This is a genomic window from Curtobacterium sp. Curtsp57 (genome assembly GCF_047324335.1).
GTDB lineage: Bacteria > Actinomycetota > Actinomycetes > Actinomycetales > Microbacteriaceae > Curtobacterium.
In genome coordinates this window covers 2312427-2331998 of the sequence record NZ_CP168511.1, presented here as the reverse complement: position 1 = coordinate 2331998, position 19572 = coordinate 2312427, and the positions used below count along the sequence as shown (strand labels likewise).

Below are 19572 nucleotides of genomic sequence, written 5' to 3'. Positions count from 1 at the left end.
TGCCATCCGGGCGGTCGGGGGACGAGACTGGTCGTGCGCTGTACCCCGTGGGGTGCGGTTCCGATGGTGAAGCACGGAGAACCCTGGGAATCATTCCGTTTGGTTTGTGGGGTACACCTCCCGCCCGCTTTACTCGTGATCACCCCACGAAGGCCATCACCGTCGAATGCAGGGAGAGTCAGATGACGATCGCAACGGCAGCACCGAGCACCACCTCGCGCCGGACGAAGAAGGCAACCGCGAAGACCGAGTCGGCCAAGGTCGAGAGCACCACGCTCGACACCGCCGCTCCAGAGGTCGAGGCGGACGAGCAGCTCGCTGGCGTCCGCGGCGCATCGGTCGACCAGGTCGGCGACTACCTCCGCCACATCGGGCGTCTCGCGCTCCTCACGGCCGAGGAAGAAGCACAGATCGCCCGCCGGATCGAGGTCGGTCTGTTCGCCGGCGAGAAGCTCGCCACGGAGCAGGGCCTCGCGAAGTCCCTGCAGCGTGAGCTCAAGTGGCTGGTCCGCGACGGTGAGCGCGCCAAGGAGCGCATGATCACCTCGAACCTCCGCCTCGTCGTGAGCATCGCGAAGCGCTACTCGCAGCGTGGCCTGCCCTTCATGGACGTGATCCAGGAAGGCAACCTCGGCCTCGTCCGCGCCGTCGAGAAGTTCGACTTCACGCAGGGCTACAAGTTCTCGACCTACGCCACCTGGTGGATCCGTCAGGCCATCTCGCGTGGCCTCGCCGACAAGGCCCGCACGATCCGCATCCCGGTGCACACCGTCGAGCTGATCAACAAGATCTCGCGCACCGAGCGTGACCTCACCGTCGACCTCGGCCGCGCGCCGACGCCGGAAGAGGTCGCAGCCGAGCTGAGCATGTCCGTCGAGGAACTCGTGGACCTCAAGGGCCGCTCGCACGAGCCGGTCTCGATCCACACCGTCGTCGGCGACTCCGACGACAGCGAACTCGGCGACTTCATCGAGGACGAGGACGCCGCGTCCCCGAACGAGCTCACCGAGACGACGCTCCTGCACCGCGACATCCGCTCGATCGTCGCGGAGCTCCCGAGCGACGAGGCGAACGTGATCCGCATGCGCTACGGCCTCGACGACGACAAGCCGATGACGCTCGACGAGATCTCGAAGATCGTGCACACGACGCGCCAGGCGGTCAGCCGCGTGGAGTCGCGGGCCAAGCTGCGCCTGTTCGCCAAGGCGGTCTCGCAGGACATGCAGCTCTACCTGACCGAGTAGGTCGGCAGCACTTCGGCCGACGCCCGCAACGGCGTCGGCTCGGGGAAACCGGGTCGTTCTGTGGGAAGGCGATCCGGTGGGGTGATGGGACGGCCCGTTCGAGCACTGCTCGGACGGGCCACACTCATGTCAGCGGGTGGGCTCAGTCCTCGGCCTCGCGACGCAGCTTCTGCCGGAGGTCGCTCGGGATGAGCTCGACGAGCTGGTCGGGGCGGACGGGCAGATCGAGCAGGCTGAGCTTCAGGCGCCCGGTGCGCCCGTGTCGCTCGGCGTCGAGCCGGACGACGCTCCCGGCGTCCTTCCGGAGGCGCATGTCGATCTGCGCCCCGGTGGCGACCTCCCCGACGACGAGCCCGTCGACCTCGAGCGCCGCGCTCCTGGTGCCCTCCGCGATCTCGAACCGGTAGCGCTCCCGCGCGGCGAGGACCACCGCGCGGTCGATGCCCGCCATGGGGGCGACCGGGGTCACGACGGAGCCGGAGAGCGCGGGGGAGAGGACGGGCCCGCCGGCCGCGTAGTTGTAGGCGGTGGACCCGGCTGGCGTCGCTGCCACGATCGCGTCCGCTCGGTAGTACCCGTACCCGAGCCCGCCGACACTGAGGTCCGCGGACACCTGCCCGGCTCCAGGACGCCGCACGATGGTGAGGTCGTTGAACGCCAGGTACTCGGTCCGTGCGCCGCTCCACGACAGCCGGGCCTCGAGCGCGTGGTGCGGCTCCAGCTGGTAGTCGCCGTTCGACAGTCGTTCGAGCGCCGCTTCGAGCTCCGGCGGCTCGATCTCCACGAGGAACCCGACGTTGCCGTAGTTCACCCCGAGCACCGGCACCGGGCGTTTCGCGACGAGCCGCATGGCGCCGAGCATCGTGCCGTCCCCGCCGAGTGCGACGACGAGGTCCACCGTCGCGGTGAAGTCGTCGTCCTCCACCACGTCGATCGTGCCACCGATGCGGGCTGCGTCGATGCGCCGCGCGACGAGGCGGCCGGCGCCGGAGGAGTTCCAGCGCTGCAGGGTCGTGACGGACTCCTGCACGTTCTTGGTCGGGTGGACGACGAGGCCGACGACGGGCTGCTCCATGTGCCGGATCGTACCGGGCGGACCTGGTTCGAGGCCTTCTCAAGACAGCCACAATGAGATATTCTGCATACATGCAGCCCGCCGCGCTCTCCGTCGCCGTCGCCGACCTCCGTCACGGTCGCGAGATCGTCCTGCTCGCCGAGCACGAGTCCCGCCAGTCCGGCTTCGGCTTCGTCGACGCCGAGCACCTGCTCGTCGCCTCGGTCGTGCTCTGCTCGGGCATGCCACGGTTCAGCGACGTCCTGCGGCGTCACGGCGTCACGGCCGATGTCCTCCGCGACGCCATCCGTGTGTTCGTCGGTGCCGGGACCGAGCCGTACCCGTCCGAGGCCGACCGCATCACGTGCACCCCCGCCGGAGCGCGGCTCCTGGCGCATGCGTCGCAGATCGCCGGCCCGCACGAGCGCGTCCGTCCGCATCACGTGCTGCTCGCCGTGCTCGACGGCATCGACGACCCGTTCATGGGTGCTGCTCACGACGTCCTCGACCAGGTCGGCGTCGACCCCCGTCGTTTCCGGCGTGCCCTCCGGCGCGCTGCCCGGCGCAGCTGACGACGTCGGCCCAGCCGCTGGGCGCACCCAGGACAGCAAGGTCACGCCCACGGCGAACAGGGGCAGACCAGCCCCGATGTGCTCGTTACTCTCGAAGTACTTGACCGGACTCACACGAGACCGGTGCAGCTGTCGGCTCCGTCATCAGGGGCCAAGGGAGAGCACATGTTCGAGAGATTCACCGACCGAGCCCGTCGTGTTGTCGTCCTCGCTCAAGAAGAAGCGAAGATGCTCAACCACAACTACATCGGCACCGAGCACATCCTCCTCGGCCTCATCCACGAGGGCGAGGGCGTCGCCGCCAAGGCGCTGGAGTCGCTCGGCATCTCGCTCGATGCCGTCCGCGAGCAGGTCCAGGACATCATCGGGCAGGGCCAGCAGCAGCCGACCGGGCACATCCCGTTCACGCCGCGCGCCAAGAAGGTGCTCGAGCTGTCCCTGCGCGAGGCGCTGCAGCTTGGCCACAACTACATCGGCACCGAGCACATCCTCCTCGGCCTCATCCGCGAGGGCGAGGGTGTCGCAGCCCAGGTGCTCGTCAAGCTCGGTGCCGACCTCAACCGCGTCCGCCAGCAGGTCATCCAGCTCCTGTCCGGCTACCAGGGCAAGGAAGCGGTCGCCGTCGGCGGCGAGCAGCAGCAGAACGCCCAGCAGGGTTCGCAGGTCCTCGACCAGTTCGGTCGGAACCTCACCCAGGCCGCGCGCGACGCCAAGCTCGACCCGGTCATCGGGCGCGAGAAGGAGATGGAGCGGGTCATGCAGATCCTCTCCCGCCGCTCCAAGAACAACCCCGTCCTGATCGGGGAGCCCGGCGTCGGCAAGACCGCCGTCGTCGAGGGCCTCGCCCAGGCGATCGTCAAGGGCGACGTGCCCGAGACGCTCAAGGACAAGCAGCTCTACTCGCTCGACCTCGGCTCGCTCATCGCCGGGTCCCGCTACCGCGGTGACTTCGAGGAGCGCCTCAAGAAGGTCACGAAGGAGATCCGCACCCGCGGCGACATCATCGTCTTCATCGACGAGATCCACACCCTCGTGGGAGCCGGTGCAGCCGAGGGCGCGATCGACGCCGCGTCGATCCTCAAGCCGCTCCTCGCCCGCGGTGAGCTCCAGACCATCGGTGCCACCACGCTCGACGAGTACCGCAAGCACTTCGAGAAGGACGCAGCACTCGAGCGTCGCTTCCAGCCGGTGCAGGTCAACGAGCCGTCGCTCCCGCACGCGATCAACATCCTCAAGGGCCTCCGCGACAAGTACGAGGCGTTCCACAAGGTGTCCATCACCGACGGCGCCATCGTCGCCGCGGCGAACCTCGCGGACCGCTACGTGCAGGACCGCTTCCTGCCCGACAAGGCCATCGACCTGATCGACGAGGCCGGCGCCCGCCTGCGTCTGTCGATCCTGTCGGCGCCGCCGGAGCTCCGCGAGTTCGACGAGAAGATCTCGACGGTCCGCGGTTCGAAGGAAGCCGCCATCGAGGAGCAGGACTTCGAGAAGGCAGCGAGCCTGCGCGACGAGGAGAAGAAGCTCCTCGGCGAGCGGCTCCGCCTCGAGAAGCAGTGGCGTGCCGGTGACGTCGCCGCGTCCGGCACCGTCGACGAGGGCATCATCGCCGAGGTCCTGGCGCAGGCCACCGGTATCCCGGTGTTCAAGCTCACCGAAGAGGAGACCTCGCGCCTCGTCTTCATGGAGAAGGCCCTGCACCAGCGCGTCATCGGTCAGGAAGAGGCCATCTCGGCCCTCTCCAAGACGATCCGCCGCACCCGCGCCGGCCTCAAGGACCCGAACCGTCCCTCCGGCTCGTTCATCTTCGCCGGCCCCACCGGTGTCGGGAAGACCGAGCTCGCCAAGGCGCTCGCGGAGTTCCTGTTCGACGACGAGGGCGCGCTGATCTCCCTCGACATGTCGGAGTTCGGCGAGAAGCACACCGTCTCGCGCCTGTTCGGTGCCCCTCCCGGGTTCGTCGGGTTCGAAGAGGGCGGCCAGCTCACCGAGAAGGTGCGCCGCAAGCCGTTCTCCGTGGTCCTCTTCGACGAGATCGAGAAGGCCCACCCGGACATCTTCAACTCGCTGCTGCAGGTCCTCGAAGAGGGTCGACTGACCGATGGTCAGGGCCGCGTGGTCGACTTCAAGAACACCGTCATCATCATGACCACGAACCTCGGTTCGCAGGGCATCGCCGGTGGCCCGGTGGGCTTCCAGGTCGAGGGTGACTCGGGCGTCGGCTACGACCGCATGCGCTCGAAGGTGAACGAGGAGCTCAAGAAGCACTTCAAGCCCGAGTTCCTCAACCGCGTCGACGACACGATCGTGTTCCCGCAGCTCTCGCAGTCCGAGCTGCTGCAGATCGTGGACCTGTTCGTGAAGCGTCTGTCCGACCGCATGCTCGACCGCGACATGACCGTCGAGCTCACGCTGCCGGCGAAGGAGCAGCTCATCAAGGTCGGGTTCGACCCCGCCCTCGGTGCCCGCCCGCTCCGTCGTGCCATGCAGCACGAGGTCGAGGACCAGCTGTCCGAGCACATCCTGCAGGGTGAGCTCACCGCTGGCGACCACGTCAAGGTCGACTTCATCGACGGCAAGTTCGAGTTCGAGACCGGGCGTCAGCCGGGCCGCGAAGAGGTCCTCGCCGGCGCAGCCGCCGTGGAGTCCGGAACGGAAGCCGCTCCGCAGGGCGAGATCGAGTCCTAGAACCGATTCACTGACCGACCTCGCAGGCTCGGTCGGCGCTGGCGTCGCGTGCCGCTGGCGCGTCACATCAGCGGAACGCGCGCGGGAGGCCCGGTGCCAGCTGGCACCGGGCCTCCCGTCTGTCCTGTGTCGGGTGGGTCAGAGCTGGTCGCCTCGTTCGGCGTCGCTGGCGACGTCGCTGTCGGCCGTGCCGTCGGAGTCACCGGCCAGCCCGTCGGCCAGACCGTTGGTCTGGTCGAAGGGACGCCCGATGGACTCGTCGTTGAGATCCGCGAGGGAGCCGTTGCCCTCGTGCTGTTCCGGGTTGGTTTCCTTGTCCATGAGCCGGACGGTACGCCGGAGCCCCCGTGCCGTTCCCAGCACGGGGGCTCCGTTCGTCGTGGTCAGGCTCAGGCCTGGACGTCACCGCGCCATCCGGCGTCGGTCGGCGCGGACTCGACGCGCTCCTTGTAGTTCTCGAGGTCCTTCTTGACGGCGTGGCCGCCGACGCCGACCGCGGAGCCGAGCTTCTCCAGGAAGCCGGAGGGCTGCCAGTCGATCTGCGCGGTCACGCGCGTCTCGGTGTCGGACAGCTTGTGGAACGTGACGACGCCGGCGTGGTCGGTCTCGCCGTCCTTGACCGCCCAGGCGACCCGCTCGTCGGGGTGCTGCTCGGTGATCTTGGCGCGGAACTCGCGCTCCTGGCCCGCGACCTTCACGGTCCAGTCGGTGGTGGTGTCGTCGACCTGGACGATCTTCTCCACCTCGCTGAGGAACTCGGGGAACTCCTCGAAGCGGGTCCACTGCCCGTAGGCAGCGCTGACGGGGACGTTGACGTCGATGGTCTCGATGATCTGGGGCATGTCCTGGACGGTAGGCGGCGGCGCATGTGCACGGCCCAGGGAGCCCGTACCCCGTGAGCACTATGGTTGGGGAGATGACTGAGCACGGGAAGCACGCCTTCCACGAACGGGACGACCACGGCATCCTCGTGCGACCGGCGCTGGCGTCGGACGTGCCGCACATCCAGCGCCTCATCGCCCCCTACGTCGACCGGCGCATCCTGCTCGGCAAGGAGAACGTCGCGCTCTACGGCTCGATCCAGCAGTTCCGGATCGCCGAGGGTCCCGACGGTGTGCCGATCGGCTGCGGAGCGCTCGCGGTGTTCTGGGACGACATCGCCGAGGTGCGCACGCTCGCCCTCGACGCGGACTGGATCCACAAGCGCGTCGGGCACCGGATGCTCGAAGCGCTCGAGCACGACGCCCGTGAGCTGGGCGTCGCGCGGATCTTCTGCCTGACGTTCGAGGTCGACTTCTTCACGAAGCACGGGTACCTCGAGATCGGCGAGAGCGTCGTGTCTCCGGATGTCTACGCCGAACTCGTGCGGTCGTCCGACGAGGGCGTGGCGGAGTTCCTCGACCTCGCCAGGGTCAAGCCGAACACCCTCGGCAACACCCGCATGCTGAAGATCCTCTGACGCTTTCGGGTCCTCATCGGCGGGGTTCCGCCGCGCCGTGCCGGGCGTTGTCTACCCTGTGCGCATGTCCTCGTTCCGTCACCCCGTCGGCCCGCAGAAGCCGGGCGTCTACTGGCGCCGCCGTGCGACCGTGGCCGGAGTGATCCTGCTCATCGTGGTCGTCATCGTGCTCATCGTCGTGGGGCGCGGGAACGGGGCGTCGTCCGCCGCTGCCCCGTCGGCGTCGCCGTCTTCGTCTCCTGCCGCATCGTCGTCGTCTTCGTCTTCGTCGTCTGCCAGTGCGTCGTCGCCGTCAGCGTCCGCGTCCGCGTCGGCGCCTGCTTCGGCCGCCGACGGGTCGACGTGCTCGAAGGACCAGATCACGCTCAAGCCCGTCCTCGACAAGAGCGCGTACGGGCCCACCGAGGACCCGAAGATCGCGATGTCGATCGAGAACACCGGGTCGAACTCCTGCCACATGGACCTCGGGTCGTCGCAGCAGGTCCTCACGATCAGCTCCGGCGAGGAGCAGTACTGGTCGTCAAAGGACTGTCAGACCGGTGGGACGAACCAGGACGTCACGATCAAGGCGGGGCAGACCCTGACCACGCCGGCGATCGCGTGGGATCGGACGCGGTCGTCGACCTCGACGTGTGATGCGTCTCGCCCGTCGGTGACCGGTGGGGGAGCGAGCTACCACCTGCAGGTCGCGGTGGGGAACATCACGGCGAAGGACTCGGCGCAGTTCATCCTGAACTGAGGCGGACCGGCCCGGGCGTCAGTCGAACTTCGGGGTCGTCGCCTTGCAGCGCACGATCTGACCGACGCCGCCTCGCTCCTCGGCGATGACCTTCTTGCCGTCGAGCAGGATCCGGCAGCTCGCCGTCCGGTCGGCCGGGGGAGTGGCCCGCACGGATGCGTCGTCCTCAGCGAGCACGATCGAGTCGTGCGTCCAACTGGTGTTCTCGCCCTCGGTCGCCTTGGTCGACGTCGACCCGGCGGTGTGGGTCTCGGGGCCGTCGCCACGGCTCTCGGCGCCGACGTAGCTGACGTCGTGGAGCGGAGTCGCGTCCGGAGAGTCGACGGTGACCTCGTAGGTGACGGACCATGCGTCGCCGACCTGCTGCTGGATCTGCGCACACCCCGTCATGGCGATCGCGACGAGGGCGGCGGCGGAGATGGCTGCTGTTGTCCGGGTTTTCGTCATACAAACACGATCGCGGCCGGCCGATCGAACTTCGTCATGACGAAGGCTCGATCGAGTCCGACCGCGGTCGTGTTCGGGGTCAGCCGACCGGATGACGGTCAGCGTTCCCCTGGGGTTCAGCCGATGACGGTGATGTTCTCCGCCTGCGGGCCCTTGCGGCCCTCAGTGATCTCGAACTCCACCTTCTGGTTCTCTTCGAGACCGCGGTAGCCGCTGCCCGAGATCGCCGAGAAGTGCGCGAAGACGTCCGCGCTGTTGTCGTCCGGGGCGATGAACCCGAAGCCCTTTTCGTTGTTAAACCACTTGACGGTTCCAGTTGCCATGATGGCGTTTCCTTAACTGTTCTTGCTTTCCATCGCGGTATGACACGCAGACGGAGCCTCGTCGTATGTCGACGAGGATGATGCGCCACGCGGGCAGGTGCCGGCGGGACGGGTTCGGGGTCAGGCCTGAGCCAGTGACCCTGTGCAGTCCGGTCGGGGGAGTGTCACCACCCCGCCCGGACGTTGGGCGCCGCAGAAGCGGTTCCCTCAACCTACAGGGTCTTTGGCCCCACGACCAGACAGTTCGCCTCCTCGGGGCGAAATCTGATGAACTTGATGGTGATGGCAGACAAGGAACAGCGCTTCCGGAGCGAACAGCTCGAGGAAGCCCTCGCGAAGCAGGACGTGGCGGCGGTGGCGTTCGCGCTGCGGAACGACATCGTGATCGTGCCCCGGCTCGTCACGGGCAAGAAGGACATGCAGGTCCGCGTCTTCGGGCGTGAGGGGTCGGAAAAGCGCATCCTGCTGCTGTTCTCGTCGGCCGACGCGTACACGGCGATGGTGCCGGACGAGAAGATCCGGCAGGTCATGGTCTACGACGCGGCTCGGCTGGAGGAGTTCCTCGCCGCGCACCTCGACTCGCTCGAGGGCGTCTTCTTCGACATCGCCGGCCCGAACACGATGCAGGCGGACCCCGCTGATCTGTTGGATGCCCTTCGCGCCTGACCGTCCTCATCTCGGCGGGAGTGCGCTCAGCGGACAGCCCCGCGTGGCCGGGTGCTGAAGACGCGTTGCGCCCACTCCACACAGGAGGCTCGGCTCACCCCGGGTGCGCTGGTCCGGTCAGCGCGGTGACGCTCCAAGGCCGTGGTTCAGAACGCTGCGTCGAGCTCGCGTTCGCGCACCGACTTCGTCAGGGAGAACGCGACGCGGAGTGCTTCGCGCAGGTGCTCTGCGTCCGCGCCGAGGACGGTCGTGAAGCCGAGACGCTTCGCTTCGTTCGCGCGCTGCTTGGCTCCGGTCGCCGGTCGGATCTCGCCAGCGAGGCTGATCTCGCCGATGGCCGCGAGCGTGTGCGGGTACGGACGATCGCGAGCGGCACTGGCCAGGGCGAGGACGATCGCCAGGTCGGCGCCGGGCTCGGTGAGCTTCATCCCGCCGACGGTGGAGACGTAGACGTCGGCATCGGAGAGCTTGATGCCCGCACGGCGTTCGAGCACCGCGAGCAGCATCGCCACGCGTGAGGAGTCGACGCCGTTCACGACGCGCCTGGGCTGCGGAGCGGAACTCGGTACGACCAGTGCCTGGACCTCGACCGGCAGGGCGCGGCGGCCTTCCATCGCGACGGTGATGCACGTGCCGGAGACGGGGGCGCCGTTGCGGGACATGAACAGTCCGCTGGGATCGGGGACCTCGTGGATGCCGTCGCCCGCCATGTCGAAGCAACCGACCTCGTCGGTCGGGCCGAAGCGGTTCTTCAGTGCACGGACGAACCGGAGCGCGGTCTGACGGTCGCCCTCGAAGTGGCAGACGACGTCGACGAGGTGTTCGAGCAGCCGCGGACCGGCGATCGATCCGTCCTTCGTCACGTGGCCGACGATCAGCACGGGCAGGTTGCGCTGCTTGGCTTCGCGGATGAGGGTCGATGCGACCTCTCGGACCTGGGACGTGCCACCCGCGATGCCGTCGACCGTGGCGGAGGAGATCGTCTGCACGGAGTCGGCGATGAGCAGGTCCGGCTGGACCTGGTCGATCTGCCCGAGGATGACGCCGAGGTCGACTTCGCTCGCGAGGTACAGGTCGTCGTGCATCGCCCCGGTGCGCTCGGCACGGAGCCGGACCTGGTCGACGGACTCTTCCGCGCTGACGTAGAGCACCCGCTTGCCGGACGCGGCAGCGCGCGAGGCGACCTCGAGCAAGAGCGTCGACTTCCCCACGCCCGGCTCGCCGCTCAGCAGGACCGCGGCACCGGGGACGATCCCGCCGCCGAGGACACGGTCGAACTCGCCGATGCCGGACCGCCAGCGTGGCACTGCGCCGACCCGAGCCTGCGTGATGGGCTGCGCGACACGGGTGCCCGTCACGGCGACCGCGCTCGTGCCGCGGACGCTGGCCGTCGTGGCGGTGGTGTCCTCGACGGTGCCCCACGACTGGCATTCGCCGCAGCGCCCGACCCACTTGATGGTGGTCCAGCCGCACTCGGAGCAGCGGTAGGAAGACTGAGGGCGGGCCATGGAACGAGGTTAGGCCGCGCCGCCGACATCCCCCGGGCGGAGGCCCGGTGCGTCCGAGGCGTCCGGTGCGTCCGGTGCGTCGTTGTCGCCGCGCTCGTCGTGCGCGCCGCCGGCGTACTCGCCGGGCAACGGGACGGACCCGGTCATGCGCTGCCGGAGGCGGTCGATGCGGCCCGGCCGGTGCGCGTGGTCCAGATCGTCCGCCCCGCCGGTGTCCTGCTCCGCGCGCGCGTTCGCGACCGCGCCGGCTTCTCGCCCCAGGTCCTCGGCCTCCCGCACCGACAAGTAGTGCCGGATCGCCGCGACGGTGTCGACCCTGGCGTCGATCGCCGGCTCGAAGGCGCTCGCCCAGATCTCGTACCCGCGGTCGTTCGGGTGGAACAGGTCCCCGTACGTGTTGAAGAAGGTCCGGCGCAGCCCGACCCGCTTCGTGATCGCGTGCAGCGGCGCCACCGTCAGCCCGAGCTCGTCCGCGACCCGGTGCACGATCTCGTTCGCCACGGCGACCTTGCGCTCGCGGTCGGGGACGAACATGCACGGCAGCTCCGCGACGATCGCGTGCGACGGCACCGCGGCGTAGATCTCGCGGAGGTTCCGCTCGAACTTGTCGGGGTTGAAGTCGGCGATGTCGTTCGCGCCGATCGACACCGTGCAGATGTCGGGAGTGAACGTACGGAGTTCGGGGAGCTGCTGCTTCTTGGCGCCCCAAGTGGTCGCGCCGGAGATACTGAGGTTCACCACGCGGACGGTGCTGCGCGACCGATGCTTGATCCGCCTGGCGAGGAGGCCGACGTAGCCACGGGACGGGACCGTCGCCCCGACGCCCTGCGCCGCGGAGTCGCCGATCGCCAGGTACGTGATCTGTCCTTCGTGGTGGAGCCGTTCGCGCCACCAGTCCGCGTGTGTGGGGAGCATCTCGACCACGCGTTGGGCTGCCGCGCGCTGTCCCTTGACGCCGGCCCGGGCGCCGAATGCCGCGCCGCCGGCGACCGCGAGGCCGCCGGCGATCGAGGAGATCAGTGCGATGAGTGTGCGGGACTTCATGCCGCTGACGGTACGCCCGCTGTCCATGACGGATCAGAGCGGGATCTGTGGTTGTGGGAGGTGCCCTGGACGTGACCACCTGTGGAGGGTGGGCCGATCCGCGGTGTCGCGAGGGGCCTCCCGGATCGTGTAAACTCTTACCCGGTACCGTGTCCGAGCGGCCGAAGGATCATGTCTCGAAAACATGTGTGGGGGCAACTCCACCGTGGGTTCAAATCCCACCGGTACCGCCACAGAAAACCCCCGTTCACGCGGGGGTTTTCTTTTTTGAGGAGCCGCCAAGGTGCATCTCTGGTGCACTCTCGTGAGCGCACGACTCCGTGCCTGCCTGCCTGCCTGCTACTTGGCAGCGGGTGAGCCAAAGTGCGTTGAATCCGGCATGCCAGGCCCACTCGCCTGTTCCTCGAGCGCCGCAGAGTGCAGGCCTCCACGTCAGTCTCCACAAACGGGGCTCGCCGCTGCGTTGCGCCGCTGACGCTCGAGATCAGCGCACAGATGTGTGGCAGAGGCCGGGGGCCTCGAGCCACAGGCGCACAGCCAGCCGCGACTGTCGTGCTGGGGTGGGCCCCAGAACATCGCTGCGTAGGGTCTCAGTTGATGATCGGCCATCGGAGCCAACCCGATATGTGGAATGGATCTATCCACTAAGCCTCGACGATGCACATCCATGCGCCGCTACCCGGTTTAATCGACGGTTTGTCAACTCGCAGTTCAGAGCCGGCCGATTCGCTGCTGCAGAAACCCCTCGAGCGCCGCTAGCATGCGCAGGCGGAAAGGGCGGTGGCCACGTTGACGCGCAGTGACGATGTGCCGCCACTCGTCGCGGTGTTCCGCGATAGCGACGCGATCATCGCCAACTCTAGGTGGGTTCTCCCATCGGCAGCCTTCGGCGCTGCGGTCGGTGAGATGCTCGAGCGTGTGGGTGGAAAGGGTGTACCGCAACGGCCCCGGTGTTCCGCGCTGCGCAGGCTGAGCGACGAGGCTGACGAACTGGGCGAGCAGCGCGGCGCTGACACTCGCTGAGAGCGTTGCTACGTTCTGGTGAGAGGGCTCGGCGCGACCTGCTGCAGCGATATACTCCGCCTTGTCGAGCAGTCCTTGTTTGTCGAGCGTGATCTCGTTGACGTCCAGCTGCCGAGTGCAGAGCATGCAAGGTTGCCCAGGTGCGAGGGTGTGCGAGCGCCAGCTCGCGCCGCGCATCCGACCATCGGGGAACGTCTCGATCGCGATCCCCCCGTCGATGACGGGGATGAGGTCGGTGTAGGACAGCGCGTTGAGAACCGCTCGCGCCCAGGGCCCGTCAACACAGGAGACGATGACGTCGTAGTCCAGCGCGGTAGCAACGCCGACTGGGTCGGTGATGCTCTCTTCGTGCACGTGCGCAGTGAAGCGTGCCGCGGTGCTGGCGGAGCGCATCAGTCGGGCGGCGACGGCTGCCTTGCCGCGGGCGAGGGCTGCGTCCAGGCGGGTGGCGCCAATCATCCGGTCAAGGTTGACCGCTTCAACGGCGTCGAAGTCCATGACGCCGACGTCGGCGAGTCCCGTCGCGGAGAGGCGTTGCGCGACGTCGAGTCCCACACTGCCCGCGCCGACGACGAGCACGCGGAGTCGTCCGATCGACGCCTGGGCGGTTGCTCCCCATGAGGACACCGTGCGCGTCTGCTTCCGGGTGATTGTTGGAGCGGGCCGGAGCTCATCGTTCCAGGTCAGCTGGAGCTTGGAACCGACCACACGGACGGATTCCGCCCATGTCGGTCGTTCCGCGGCAAACCAGAATCGTGCTGACCACGCGTCGTTGACGCCACCGAGGGTCATCCCGACGAGGGGCTGCTTTGTCACTGCTTCGGCGATGCGCAGGTATCCCGACTCGGTGTCGTGATCGGGACGGCTGAGACCCTGCCAGTTTCGTCCGCCCGGATGGGAGTGCAGGAGCACCAACCCGTGCCCGAGTGACTGCGCCTGGTTTGCTGCACGGAGGACGTAGCCGCTCGTGAACGACGCTGAGCCGTGGACAAGCCGTTCTCCCGGCTCGGGGAGGATTACGGTCTGAATGAGCGCCGTAGTCCGACTCAGCCCGGTCGAGAGCCGGTAGGTGGCGATCAGGACATCTTCCTGCCCGTCAGCACGGATCAGATGTTCCTGCATGGCGTGTGCAATCGCTGCGGGCACTGCTACCGAGTATCGAGTCATGCTGCTACCGCCACCGCGATGCTGAGGACGCCGCGGACATGCTGTAGCCATGCCCGAGCTGGCGGGATTGTCATGTTGGTCAGCGTGAACTCGCGAGAGTGTCGCCGCCAACCGGGTGGGCAGTCGGTGGTGTCCGCATTCGTCTCCGCGAAGATCACGGTTTCTGGCAGGTGAATCCAGTGAGGCGGCAGCATCGGCCAGCTCTGAACTTCGGAGACACTGACCCCGGTGGTGAGTGTCTGACCTCGGTACGGGCCGTCGAATGCTTGGACGTCGAACAGGATCCGAGCGCCGTCGAGGTGGGCCGGGGCCCCCTCAGCAGTCATGTCTGCGATGAACTGCCGAGTGGGCTCCGTCGTGGTGTTGGGCGCGCTCACGCGACGCCGCCGACCTGCTTGACGGTGACGAACTCGTCACCGTCGTGGAGTTCGAGCAGCTTGCCGTCCTGCTCGGTGTGGCTTTCGCCGTTGGGGCGGATTCGGGCCAGGTCGTAGCCAGCGGGGTCGACGCCGGCGAGACGCAGTAGATCCGCTGCGGTCTGGTCGTCGTCGTAGGTGTTGTGAGCGTCACCATCGATGGTGAAGCGAACCTTCCGTCGAGCACGAAAGGTGACGTCGTCGACGAGGTTGATGATCTGCATGTCGCCGACGGGTTCCTCGATGCCGTGTTCGGTGATCAAGAACAGGTCGAAGACCTGGGGGTCGAGCGCCGCAAGGCGCAGCAGTGCTGCGCCCTCGCGGTCGGAGTCGGTCGTCGTGAACGGCCTGTTGTTGACGGTGAAGTGCAGGACGGGGGCGTCGGAGTGCGACATGAGTTCCTCCAAGGAACGAGCTGTGTTGTGACTGCGGACCACTCCGGCGAAGTGGTCGTTACGAGCATAACACCCCTAGGGTGATTCATGGCTAACGTGTCGTCTCGTGGTAGTCTGCTGACATGCGTAGGGAGCGGCGATGACGGTCGTGTTCAGCGACACCGCCCTCCAGCGGGCCGCCGAGGAGCGGGACTTTTGCCCAGTGGGCTGGTCGGCGGCGACGCTGACGGAGTATCGGCGTCGGGTGCATCGCTTGGATGCGGCGCACTCGATCGACGATCTGCTGAAGCTGCGCTCGATCGGCGCCGCGCGTGCGCCCGATGGGGCGGGGTTCATCGTCGACCTCGGTGAGGTCATCCTTCAGCTCGGAGTGATCCAGCAACAGAAGGGGTGGCCCGTCCTGGTCGACTTAGAAGGATGTGTTGTGCGACGAAAGGAGACGTCACGGTGAGTGCTGCAGCCCTGGTAGAACGAGAGTCCGTCGGGGACACTCTCGCCGTAGAGCTCGCGTCGCGCGGGTGGAGTCAGGCTGATTTCGCCGAGATCATCGGGCGACCGGTCCAGTTCGTATCCGAGATTATTGCCGGAAAGAAGGAGCTCACGCGCGAGTCCGCCGCTCAATTCGCCGTAGCCTTCGATTCGACTCCGCAGTTTTGGCTGAATCTGCAAGACAGTTATTTGCTGTGGTTGCAGGAACGGGATCAGGCGGTGAGCAATAAACTCGATGATGTCCGTCTGCGGAAACGCTTGCGCGAACTCGCTCCCATCGCCCTGCTCGTTCGTCGCGGCACCATCCCGGCTGCTCCGTTACAAGCGCAGGTTAAAGCGGTCGAGCAGCTCTATGACATCGACTCCATCTGGGACGAACCTCAACTGGTGCTTGCTGCGAAGCGCTCAAATCTTGACGAGCCGCTTTCTAGCACGCAACAAGCTTGGGTTGCCCTTGCACAGCGCGCAGCGGAGATCAAGCAGACCGGCCCATACTCCCGCGCCGCTCTTGACCGCTTGGCGCGCGAGCTTCCCCGCGTTGCTCGAACACCGGGGGCATTTGCGGAGCTTCCAGATCTTTTTGCCGAGTCCGGGGTCGCGCTGGTCTATGTGGAGGCCCTGCCCTCGAGCAAGATTGATGGATGCTCGTTCATTGTTGGCACATCTGGCCAGCCCGCTATCGCCTTGTCAGGGCGCGGGAAACGGCTCGATAAGGTCCTGTTTGCGCTCCTTCACGAGGTGGCGCACATTCTGCTCGGGCATCTTGACGACCGCCCGATAATTCTCGACGAACATCACGACGGACCACCTACTCTCGGCGTCGAAGCGGACGCTGACTCCGCGGCGGTTGCGTGGGTGCTTCCAACGGCGTTGCCACCCATCCCGATGCGTATACGGGTCGGATGGGTGGATCAGGTCGCCACGAGCTACAAAGTGCATCCAATCGTCCTTGTTGGACAGCTGCAGAAGCGCGGAGTCCTTGATTGGCGCACCGCGCTCGTTCGTGGTGCGCCCAACGTGGACGATCAACTGCAGCGATGGAATGGCTGAGCTGAGTTGCGGGGACGGCGCTCACGATCGATTCGTGTGCTTCTCGTCAGGAGCGCGTAGCTACCCTGCGTGCTTCTTCCGGGTTCATCAGAGCCTCGTTGGGCCAGATGCTGTCCTGGCTGATTAGGGGTTTGATTTCGTCGAAGAGCGGATGATCTTCACCCGCTGCAACTCGCTGAGCAACGACGCGAGCGATCCCAGCGACGAGGTCAGCCACCTGGACGCGCTCGTCGTGTTGAGAGTCGACGAGCACGACACTCGTGAGTTCAACCCCAGTACCAGCCTCCCGGGGTGAGACACGTTCGGGCTTCGCGAGGTCGTCTCGAATTGCGGCGATGCGCTCAGGCGATAGCTCCTTCGCTGCATCGTGCAGGATTTCCACCGGCTTGCCCGACGCCTTCGCCCACAGTCTGACGGTCGCTCCTACCGCTGGGATGAGCGGATCGAGGGTGCGCAGCCGGTGGTCGATGCCGTGTCCAAGTTGCAAGGCAGACAAGGAGCCCAAGTGGGAGATGCCGGCATATGCCAATTCGATGAAGTCTCGCATGGGTGTTTCGATAAACAACGCTTTCACAAAGGCGGCATCCAACCTCTCCAAGGTAAAGGTCGCCTCCCCGGCGGTTTTTGCACGTAAGAAGTTTTGAAAGGCGAGCAGTATCTCGTCCCACTTCTCAGCGTAGGCAGACGGGGCTAGGAAATGCAGAATGTTAGCCGCGGACAGCGCGGAACCATCCGCGTACATGTCATAGCCCTCCGCATGCGCCATTTCCTCGACTGTGGAGTCGAAGAGTTTCGCCACGAGGAAGTAGCGCTTATGCGTAAGATGCACTGAGGCACCGCTCTCGAGAAGCGGATGCTGGAGCAACCACCTCGCTGTGGCTTCATGCTTTGGCTGCACAATCGTCTTCGACTTCAGTTCGGCGCTCTGGCTTCGGGTCCGCGCGCGGACTTCGATCATGATATCTGCGGCGTCGCTGTCAGACAGGGTTAAGCTCGCATGCGCGAAAATGGGAGAGCTTCCGTCCAGCAGATTTTCGCCATCATTACCGGATTCGTCGCACGCGACGACTATCGGTGCATTTGTCATCATTTTGAGCCAATTTCCTACCGGTGGATCTAGATTGTTAGACTCTCTGTCTTGCTCGGCACTCGCTATGCCGACCGGAATCGTTCCTGCCCGACGCGTGACCCCGGTGTGGTCCTCATAGCCTCGACGCTCGATGGAGGGACCCGGCTGCCGCCTGTGTGGTCGGGCGCATGTTGCGTCGGTCGAAACGGTCCGCTGAGCCTGCTCGCGGCGAGCACTACCTCGTCCGTTCTAGCGGCTGCGCAACACCTGCACGTAACCTAGCATCGCTCATAGACTCGAGGCGCGGTGAAAGTTTCGGTCGGCGGATTGGCGGCAAAGCCTTACCTTCGGAAGATTACGAGTGCCTCAGATTCGGACGCCTTGCCTACGGGAGAGCGGCGCATCGGGCGGCTGATAGGTGACCCGAGCCAGGTTGTGCCGGCGACGTCGTGCTCGGGCGAGCGGACGGCGGCATTGTCTTACAAGTGACGTGGCCCTCGCCCGATGCTGGGCCCGTTCCCCGATGGTTCCGAGCAGAGCACGATGTGTTCGAGCTTCTGGCAGCAGATCCGGGGCCGAAGGACGTGCCGCGACTGCTGCTGTTCCGTGACGTGAAGGGCACCGTCACGCTCATCGGATGCCGCAACGACGGGTACAGCACCAAGAGTGGCGGCCCCGGCGGCAGCCGAATCCGTGCGCAGCACGCGGTGTTCGGTGGACGCGAGGGCTGCGACTTCAGCACTTCGGTCGCACTCCGAACGACCGTGTCTCACCTCCGCAATTGGATTGGCGCCAGTGCCTGGACGGAGTACGACTCATCCGAGGTGCTCGACTACCGCCGCGAACTGTCGGAGACTGTCGAACTTGGCCGTTGGGGGCCGGTCGACATCGTCCTGCGTCCGGAGGCGCGACTGGCGCACCGAGAAGAAAGCGATCTGATCGAGCTCCGGACGGCCCTCCTAGTGGAGAGACCGCCACCTTCGTGCGCACACTGCGCTTCGCGATCGTCTCATCGTTTCGGGATGGCATGCCGGGGAACGAGCCGTCCACGCTGTGCAGCATCCCGAGGATGTGCACGTGTACCGCGACGGTGACGAGCACATGTTTTGGCGGAAGGTCAGCTCGAGCCAGGAGAAGACCGCCCTTCGACCTCGGCGTCGGCGTCGGCATCACCTCATCAACTACGAGGATCTCGGGGCCGAAGGACATTCGAGGATGGTTTGGGATCTGGGCACGTCTACAGCGGGTCATCGACCCGATTGTGAGCAGCATCGAAATGCGCAATGTCACCCCTGTCGCGCTGCTCGCTCAAGTAGGACCTGGTATCGAGGCCCTTGGCTACGGGCTGTCCCGTCGTGATGGGCTGAGTCGAAAAAGGCTGGGGAGGTGATTCTGAGAAATCGTCTGAAACGAATTCTCGCAGACGTTAATGGCGTCCTTCCGTTCGACGGTGGCGATTGGGTCACGTGTATGGTGAGCACCTACAACGGGATCAAATACGCGAACCGCGACATGCCTGACGCGCTCGATGTGCGTAACGTAGAACGCGAGTGCGTGCTGGTGGTGCGCGCATGGTGCGCGCTTCAGGTTGGGGTGAAACCGGAGACGCTTCGGGAGCGCATCCGCCGGGACAATCAGTCGCGTCCGTGGGTACTCGACTGCTCTCTGAGCGATCTCAATCGACGGTCCTGCGGCATACGGGCCGTCGCGGTCGCACGCAGCTCTCAACACCCGTCTCACATAGCTGGTCCGCAGACAGTCACGATGCCGGGGGGGGCTATCCGAACGCCCATCGGGGGCGGGTGCTTCGCCTCCGCGCCTTTCTCGGGGGCGGGCGTCCCCCAGCAGCGCACCACCTGGCCGGAAACGGCTTTGACTGGCTCAACCCGTCGGCAACTTCCTCATGAAACCGGCGATTGGGGGCGCGCCCGTGCAGGTACGAGCACAGAGCGATGGGTTCAGATCCCCACCGGTACCGTCAGGGAAAACCCCCGTTTACGCGGGGGTTTTCTCGTCCGGAGGTCCGCGTACAGCCTCCTGTACGAGACGGTCTGGGCCGGGCCTCGGTCGCGTTGCCCACACTGGGACATCTTTCTTTGATCTGCTGCTTGACCAACGCCCCGCCGGATCGGGGCAGTCGGGGCTTGTCAGCGTTTCGGCGACAGCACTCGTTGGTGGCCGACCGCACGAGTCGGCGTGCCTTCGACGACCGCGCCCCG

The 19572-nt window shown here is 66.4% G+C and carries 19 protein-coding genes and 1 tRNA gene; 10 read left to right on the top strand and 10 right to left on the bottom strand.

Features of this window, described 5'->3' with window-relative positions; translation table 11 throughout:
• The first annotated feature begins 182 nt into the window (after positions 1–182).
• Positions 183–1244, top strand: a complete 1062-nt coding sequence (locus tag ACEN9V_RS10885) for a sigma-70 family RNA polymerase sigma factor (protein ID WP_413600328.1) — start codon at positions 183–185, stop codon at positions 1242–1244.
• A 142-nt stretch (positions 1245–1386) separates the two neighbouring features.
• Here the strand turns inward: ACEN9V_RS10885 and ACEN9V_RS10880 are convergent, their stop codons facing one another.
• On the bottom strand, positions 1387–2319 hold the full coding sequence (locus tag ACEN9V_RS10880) for an NAD(+)/NADH kinase (RefSeq protein ID WP_281266464.1): 933 nt from the start codon (positions 2317–2319) through the stop codon (positions 1387–1389).
• A 71-nt stretch (positions 2320–2390) separates the two neighbouring features.
• On the opposite strand from ACEN9V_RS10880, the gene ACEN9V_RS10875 reads away from it, so the two are divergent.
• On the top strand, positions 2391–2870 hold the full coding sequence (locus tag ACEN9V_RS10875) for a Clp protease N-terminal domain-containing protein (protein ID WP_413600327.1): 480 nt from the start codon (positions 2391–2393) through the stop codon (positions 2868–2870).
• Positions 2871–3035: 165 nt separating this feature from the next.
• Complete coding sequence (locus ACEN9V_RS10870) at positions 3036–5558, top strand: ATP-dependent Clp protease ATP-binding subunit (RefSeq protein WP_413600326.1); 2523 nt, start codon at positions 3036–3038, stop codon at positions 5556–5558.
• A 138-nt stretch (positions 5559–5696) separates the two neighbouring features.
• Here the strand turns inward: ACEN9V_RS10870 and ACEN9V_RS10865 are convergent, their stop codons facing one another.
• Together ACEN9V_RS10865 and ACEN9V_RS10860 are read right to left on the bottom strand one after the other, a co-directional pair.
• Positions 5697–5879, bottom strand: a complete 183-nt coding sequence (locus tag ACEN9V_RS10865; protein WP_402727705.1) for a hypothetical protein — start codon at positions 5877–5879, stop codon at positions 5697–5699.
• Positions 5880–5947: 68 nt separating this feature from the next.
• Positions 5948–6400: an SRPBCC family protein gene (locus ACEN9V_RS10860; protein ID WP_413600325.1), complete on the bottom strand. Its 453-nt coding sequence runs from the start codon at positions 6398–6400 to the stop codon at positions 5948–5950.
• A gap of 74 nt (positions 6401–6474) precedes the next feature.
• Between ACEN9V_RS10860 and ACEN9V_RS10855 the strand changes: the two genes are divergently transcribed.
• Positions 6475–7017, top strand: coding sequence for an amino-acid N-acetyltransferase (locus ACEN9V_RS10855; protein WP_281266468.1), 543 nt, complete (start codon positions 6475–6477; stop codon positions 7015–7017).
• A 64-nt stretch (positions 7018–7081) separates the two neighbouring features.
• Positions 7082–7756, top strand: coding sequence for a hypothetical protein (locus ACEN9V_RS10850; protein WP_413600324.1), 675 nt, complete (start codon positions 7082–7084; stop codon positions 7754–7756).
• A gap of 18 nt (positions 7757–7774) precedes the next feature.
• On the opposite strand, the gene ACEN9V_RS10845 is transcribed toward ACEN9V_RS10850, so the two are convergent.
• Together ACEN9V_RS10845 and ACEN9V_RS10840 are read right to left on the bottom strand one after the other, a co-directional pair.
• Positions 7775–8203, bottom strand: a complete 429-nt coding sequence (locus ACEN9V_RS10845; protein WP_413600323.1) for a hypothetical protein — start codon at positions 8201–8203, stop codon at positions 7775–7777.
• Between the two features lie 116 nt (positions 8204–8319).
• Entirely contained in the window at positions 8320–8526 is a 207-nt protein-coding gene (locus ACEN9V_RS10840) for a cold-shock protein (RefSeq protein ID WP_056126521.1), read from the bottom strand.
• 282 nt (positions 8527–8808) lie between these two features.
• On the opposite strand from ACEN9V_RS10840, the gene ACEN9V_RS10835 reads away from it, so the two are divergent.
• Positions 8809–9192 (top strand): SseB family protein, encoded by a 384-nt coding sequence (locus ACEN9V_RS10835; RefSeq protein ID WP_281266471.1) that lies wholly within the window; start codon positions 8809–8811, stop codon positions 9190–9192.
• A gap of 146 nt (positions 9193–9338) precedes the next feature.
• On the opposite strand, the gene radA is transcribed toward ACEN9V_RS10835, so the two are convergent.
• Both radA and ACEN9V_RS10825 read right to left on the bottom strand, forming a co-directional pair.
• The gene (gene radA, locus ACEN9V_RS10830) at positions 9339–10700 is read right to left on the bottom strand and encodes a DNA repair protein RadA (RefSeq protein WP_281266472.1); all 1362 of its coding nucleotides are present in this window, start codon (positions 10698–10700) and stop codon (positions 9339–9341) included.
• A 9-nt stretch (positions 10701–10709) separates the two neighbouring features.
• Positions 10710–11744 (bottom strand): SGNH/GDSL hydrolase family protein, encoded by a 1035-nt coding sequence (locus ACEN9V_RS10825; RefSeq protein ID WP_413600322.1) that lies wholly within the window; start codon positions 11742–11744, stop codon positions 10710–10712.
• A gap of 143 nt (positions 11745–11887) precedes the next feature.
• On the opposite strand from ACEN9V_RS10825, the gene ACEN9V_RS10820 reads away from it, so the two are divergent.
• Positions 11888–11977 (top strand) — tRNA-Ser (locus ACEN9V_RS10820).
• 478 nt (positions 11978–12455) lie between these two features.
• On the opposite strand, the gene ACEN9V_RS10815 is transcribed toward ACEN9V_RS10820, so the two are convergent.
• Positions 12456–13913, bottom strand: coding sequence for a ThiF family adenylyltransferase (locus tag ACEN9V_RS10815; RefSeq protein ID WP_413600321.1), 1458 nt, complete (start codon positions 13911–13913; stop codon positions 12456–12458).
• A 394-nt stretch (positions 13914–14307) separates the two neighbouring features.
• Positions 14308–14745: a hypothetical protein gene (locus tag ACEN9V_RS10810; RefSeq protein WP_413600320.1), complete on the bottom strand. Its 438-nt coding sequence runs from the start codon at positions 14743–14745 to the stop codon at positions 14308–14310.
• Positions 14746–14884: 139 nt separating this feature from the next.
• Between ACEN9V_RS10810 and ACEN9V_RS10805 the strand changes: the two genes are divergently transcribed.
• Together ACEN9V_RS10805 and ACEN9V_RS10800 are read left to right on the top strand one after the other, a co-directional pair.
• Positions 14885–15196 (top strand): hypothetical protein, encoded by a 312-nt coding sequence (locus ACEN9V_RS10805; protein WP_413600319.1) that lies wholly within the window; start codon positions 14885–14887, stop codon positions 15194–15196.
• The gene (locus tag ACEN9V_RS10800; protein WP_413600318.1) at positions 15193–16284 is read left to right on the top strand and encodes a transcriptional regulator; all 1092 of its coding nucleotides are present in this window, start codon (positions 15193–15195) and stop codon (positions 16282–16284) included. Before ACEN9V_RS10805 ends, ACEN9V_RS10800 begins: the two co-directional genes overlap by 4 nt.
• A 46-nt stretch (positions 16285–16330) precedes the next feature.
• Here ACEN9V_RS10800 and ACEN9V_RS10795 read toward each other — a convergent pair whose 3' ends face one another.
• Entirely contained in the window at positions 16331–17374 is a 1044-nt protein-coding gene (locus ACEN9V_RS10795) for a DUF3800 domain-containing protein (protein WP_413600317.1), read from the bottom strand.
• Between the two features lie 428 nt (positions 17375–17802).
• Here ACEN9V_RS10795 and ACEN9V_RS10790 point away from each other — a divergent pair, with 428 nt between their 5' ends.
• Complete coding sequence (locus ACEN9V_RS10790) at positions 17803–18447, top strand: hypothetical protein (RefSeq protein ID WP_413600316.1); 645 nt, start codon at positions 17803–17805, stop codon at positions 18445–18447.
• Positions 18448–19572 lie beyond the last annotated feature (1125 nt).

Bases quoted from the DNA above. Each gene is read 5' to 3' on its own strand.
- ACEN9V_RS10885 (WP_413600328.1), top strand. From the start codon at position 183: ATGACGATCGCAACGGCAGCACCGAGCACCACCTCGCGCCGGACGAAG.
- ACEN9V_RS10880 (WP_281266464.1), bottom strand. From the start codon at position 2,319: ATGGAGCAGCCCGTCGTCGGCCTCGTCGTCCACCCGACCAAGAACGTG.
- ACEN9V_RS10875 (WP_413600327.1), top strand. From the start codon at position 2,391: ATGCAGCCCGCCGCGCTCTCCGTCGCCGTCGCCGACCTCCGTCACGGT.
- ACEN9V_RS10870 (WP_413600326.1), top strand. From the start codon at position 3,036: ATGTTCGAGAGATTCACCGACCGAGCCCGTCGTGTTGTCGTCCTCGCT.
- ACEN9V_RS10865 (WP_402727705.1), bottom strand. From the start codon at position 5,879: ATGGACAAGGAAACCAACCCGGAACAGCACGAGGGCAACGGCTCCCTC.
- ACEN9V_RS10860 (WP_413600325.1), bottom strand. From the start codon at position 6,400: ATGCCCCAGATCATCGAGACCATCGACGTCAACGTCCCCGTCAGCGCT.
- ACEN9V_RS10855 (WP_281266468.1), top strand. From the start codon at position 6,475: ATGACTGAGCACGGGAAGCACGCCTTCCACGAACGGGACGACCACGGC.
- ACEN9V_RS10850 (WP_413600324.1), top strand. From the start codon at position 7,082: ATGTCCTCGTTCCGTCACCCCGTCGGCCCGCAGAAGCCGGGCGTCTAC.
- ACEN9V_RS10845 (WP_413600323.1), bottom strand. From the start codon at position 8,203: ATGACGAAAACCCGGACAACAGCAGCCATCTCCGCCGCCGCCCTCGTC.
- ACEN9V_RS10840 (WP_056126521.1), bottom strand. From the start codon at position 8,526: ATGGCAACTGGAACCGTCAAGTGGTTTAACAACGAAAAGGGCTTCGGG.
- ACEN9V_RS10835 (WP_281266471.1), top strand. From the start codon at position 8,809: ATGGCAGACAAGGAACAGCGCTTCCGGAGCGAACAGCTCGAGGAAGCC.
- radA (WP_281266472.1), bottom strand. From the start codon at position 10,700: ATGGCCCGCCCTCAGTCTTCCTACCGCTGCTCCGAGTGCGGCTGGACC.
- ACEN9V_RS10825 (WP_413600322.1), bottom strand. From the start codon at position 11,744: ATGAAGTCCCGCACACTCATCGCACTGATCTCCTCGATCGCCGGCGGC.
- ACEN9V_RS10810 (WP_413600320.1), bottom strand. From the start codon at position 14,745: ATGTCGCACTCCGACGCCCCCGTCCTGCACTTCACCGTCAACAACAGG.
- ACEN9V_RS10805 (WP_413600319.1), top strand. From the start codon at position 14,885: ATGACGGTCGTGTTCAGCGACACCGCCCTCCAGCGGGCCGCCGAGGAG.
- ACEN9V_RS10795 (WP_413600317.1), bottom strand. From the start codon at position 17,374: ATGATGACAAATGCACCGATAGTCGTCGCGTGCGACGAATCCGGTAAT.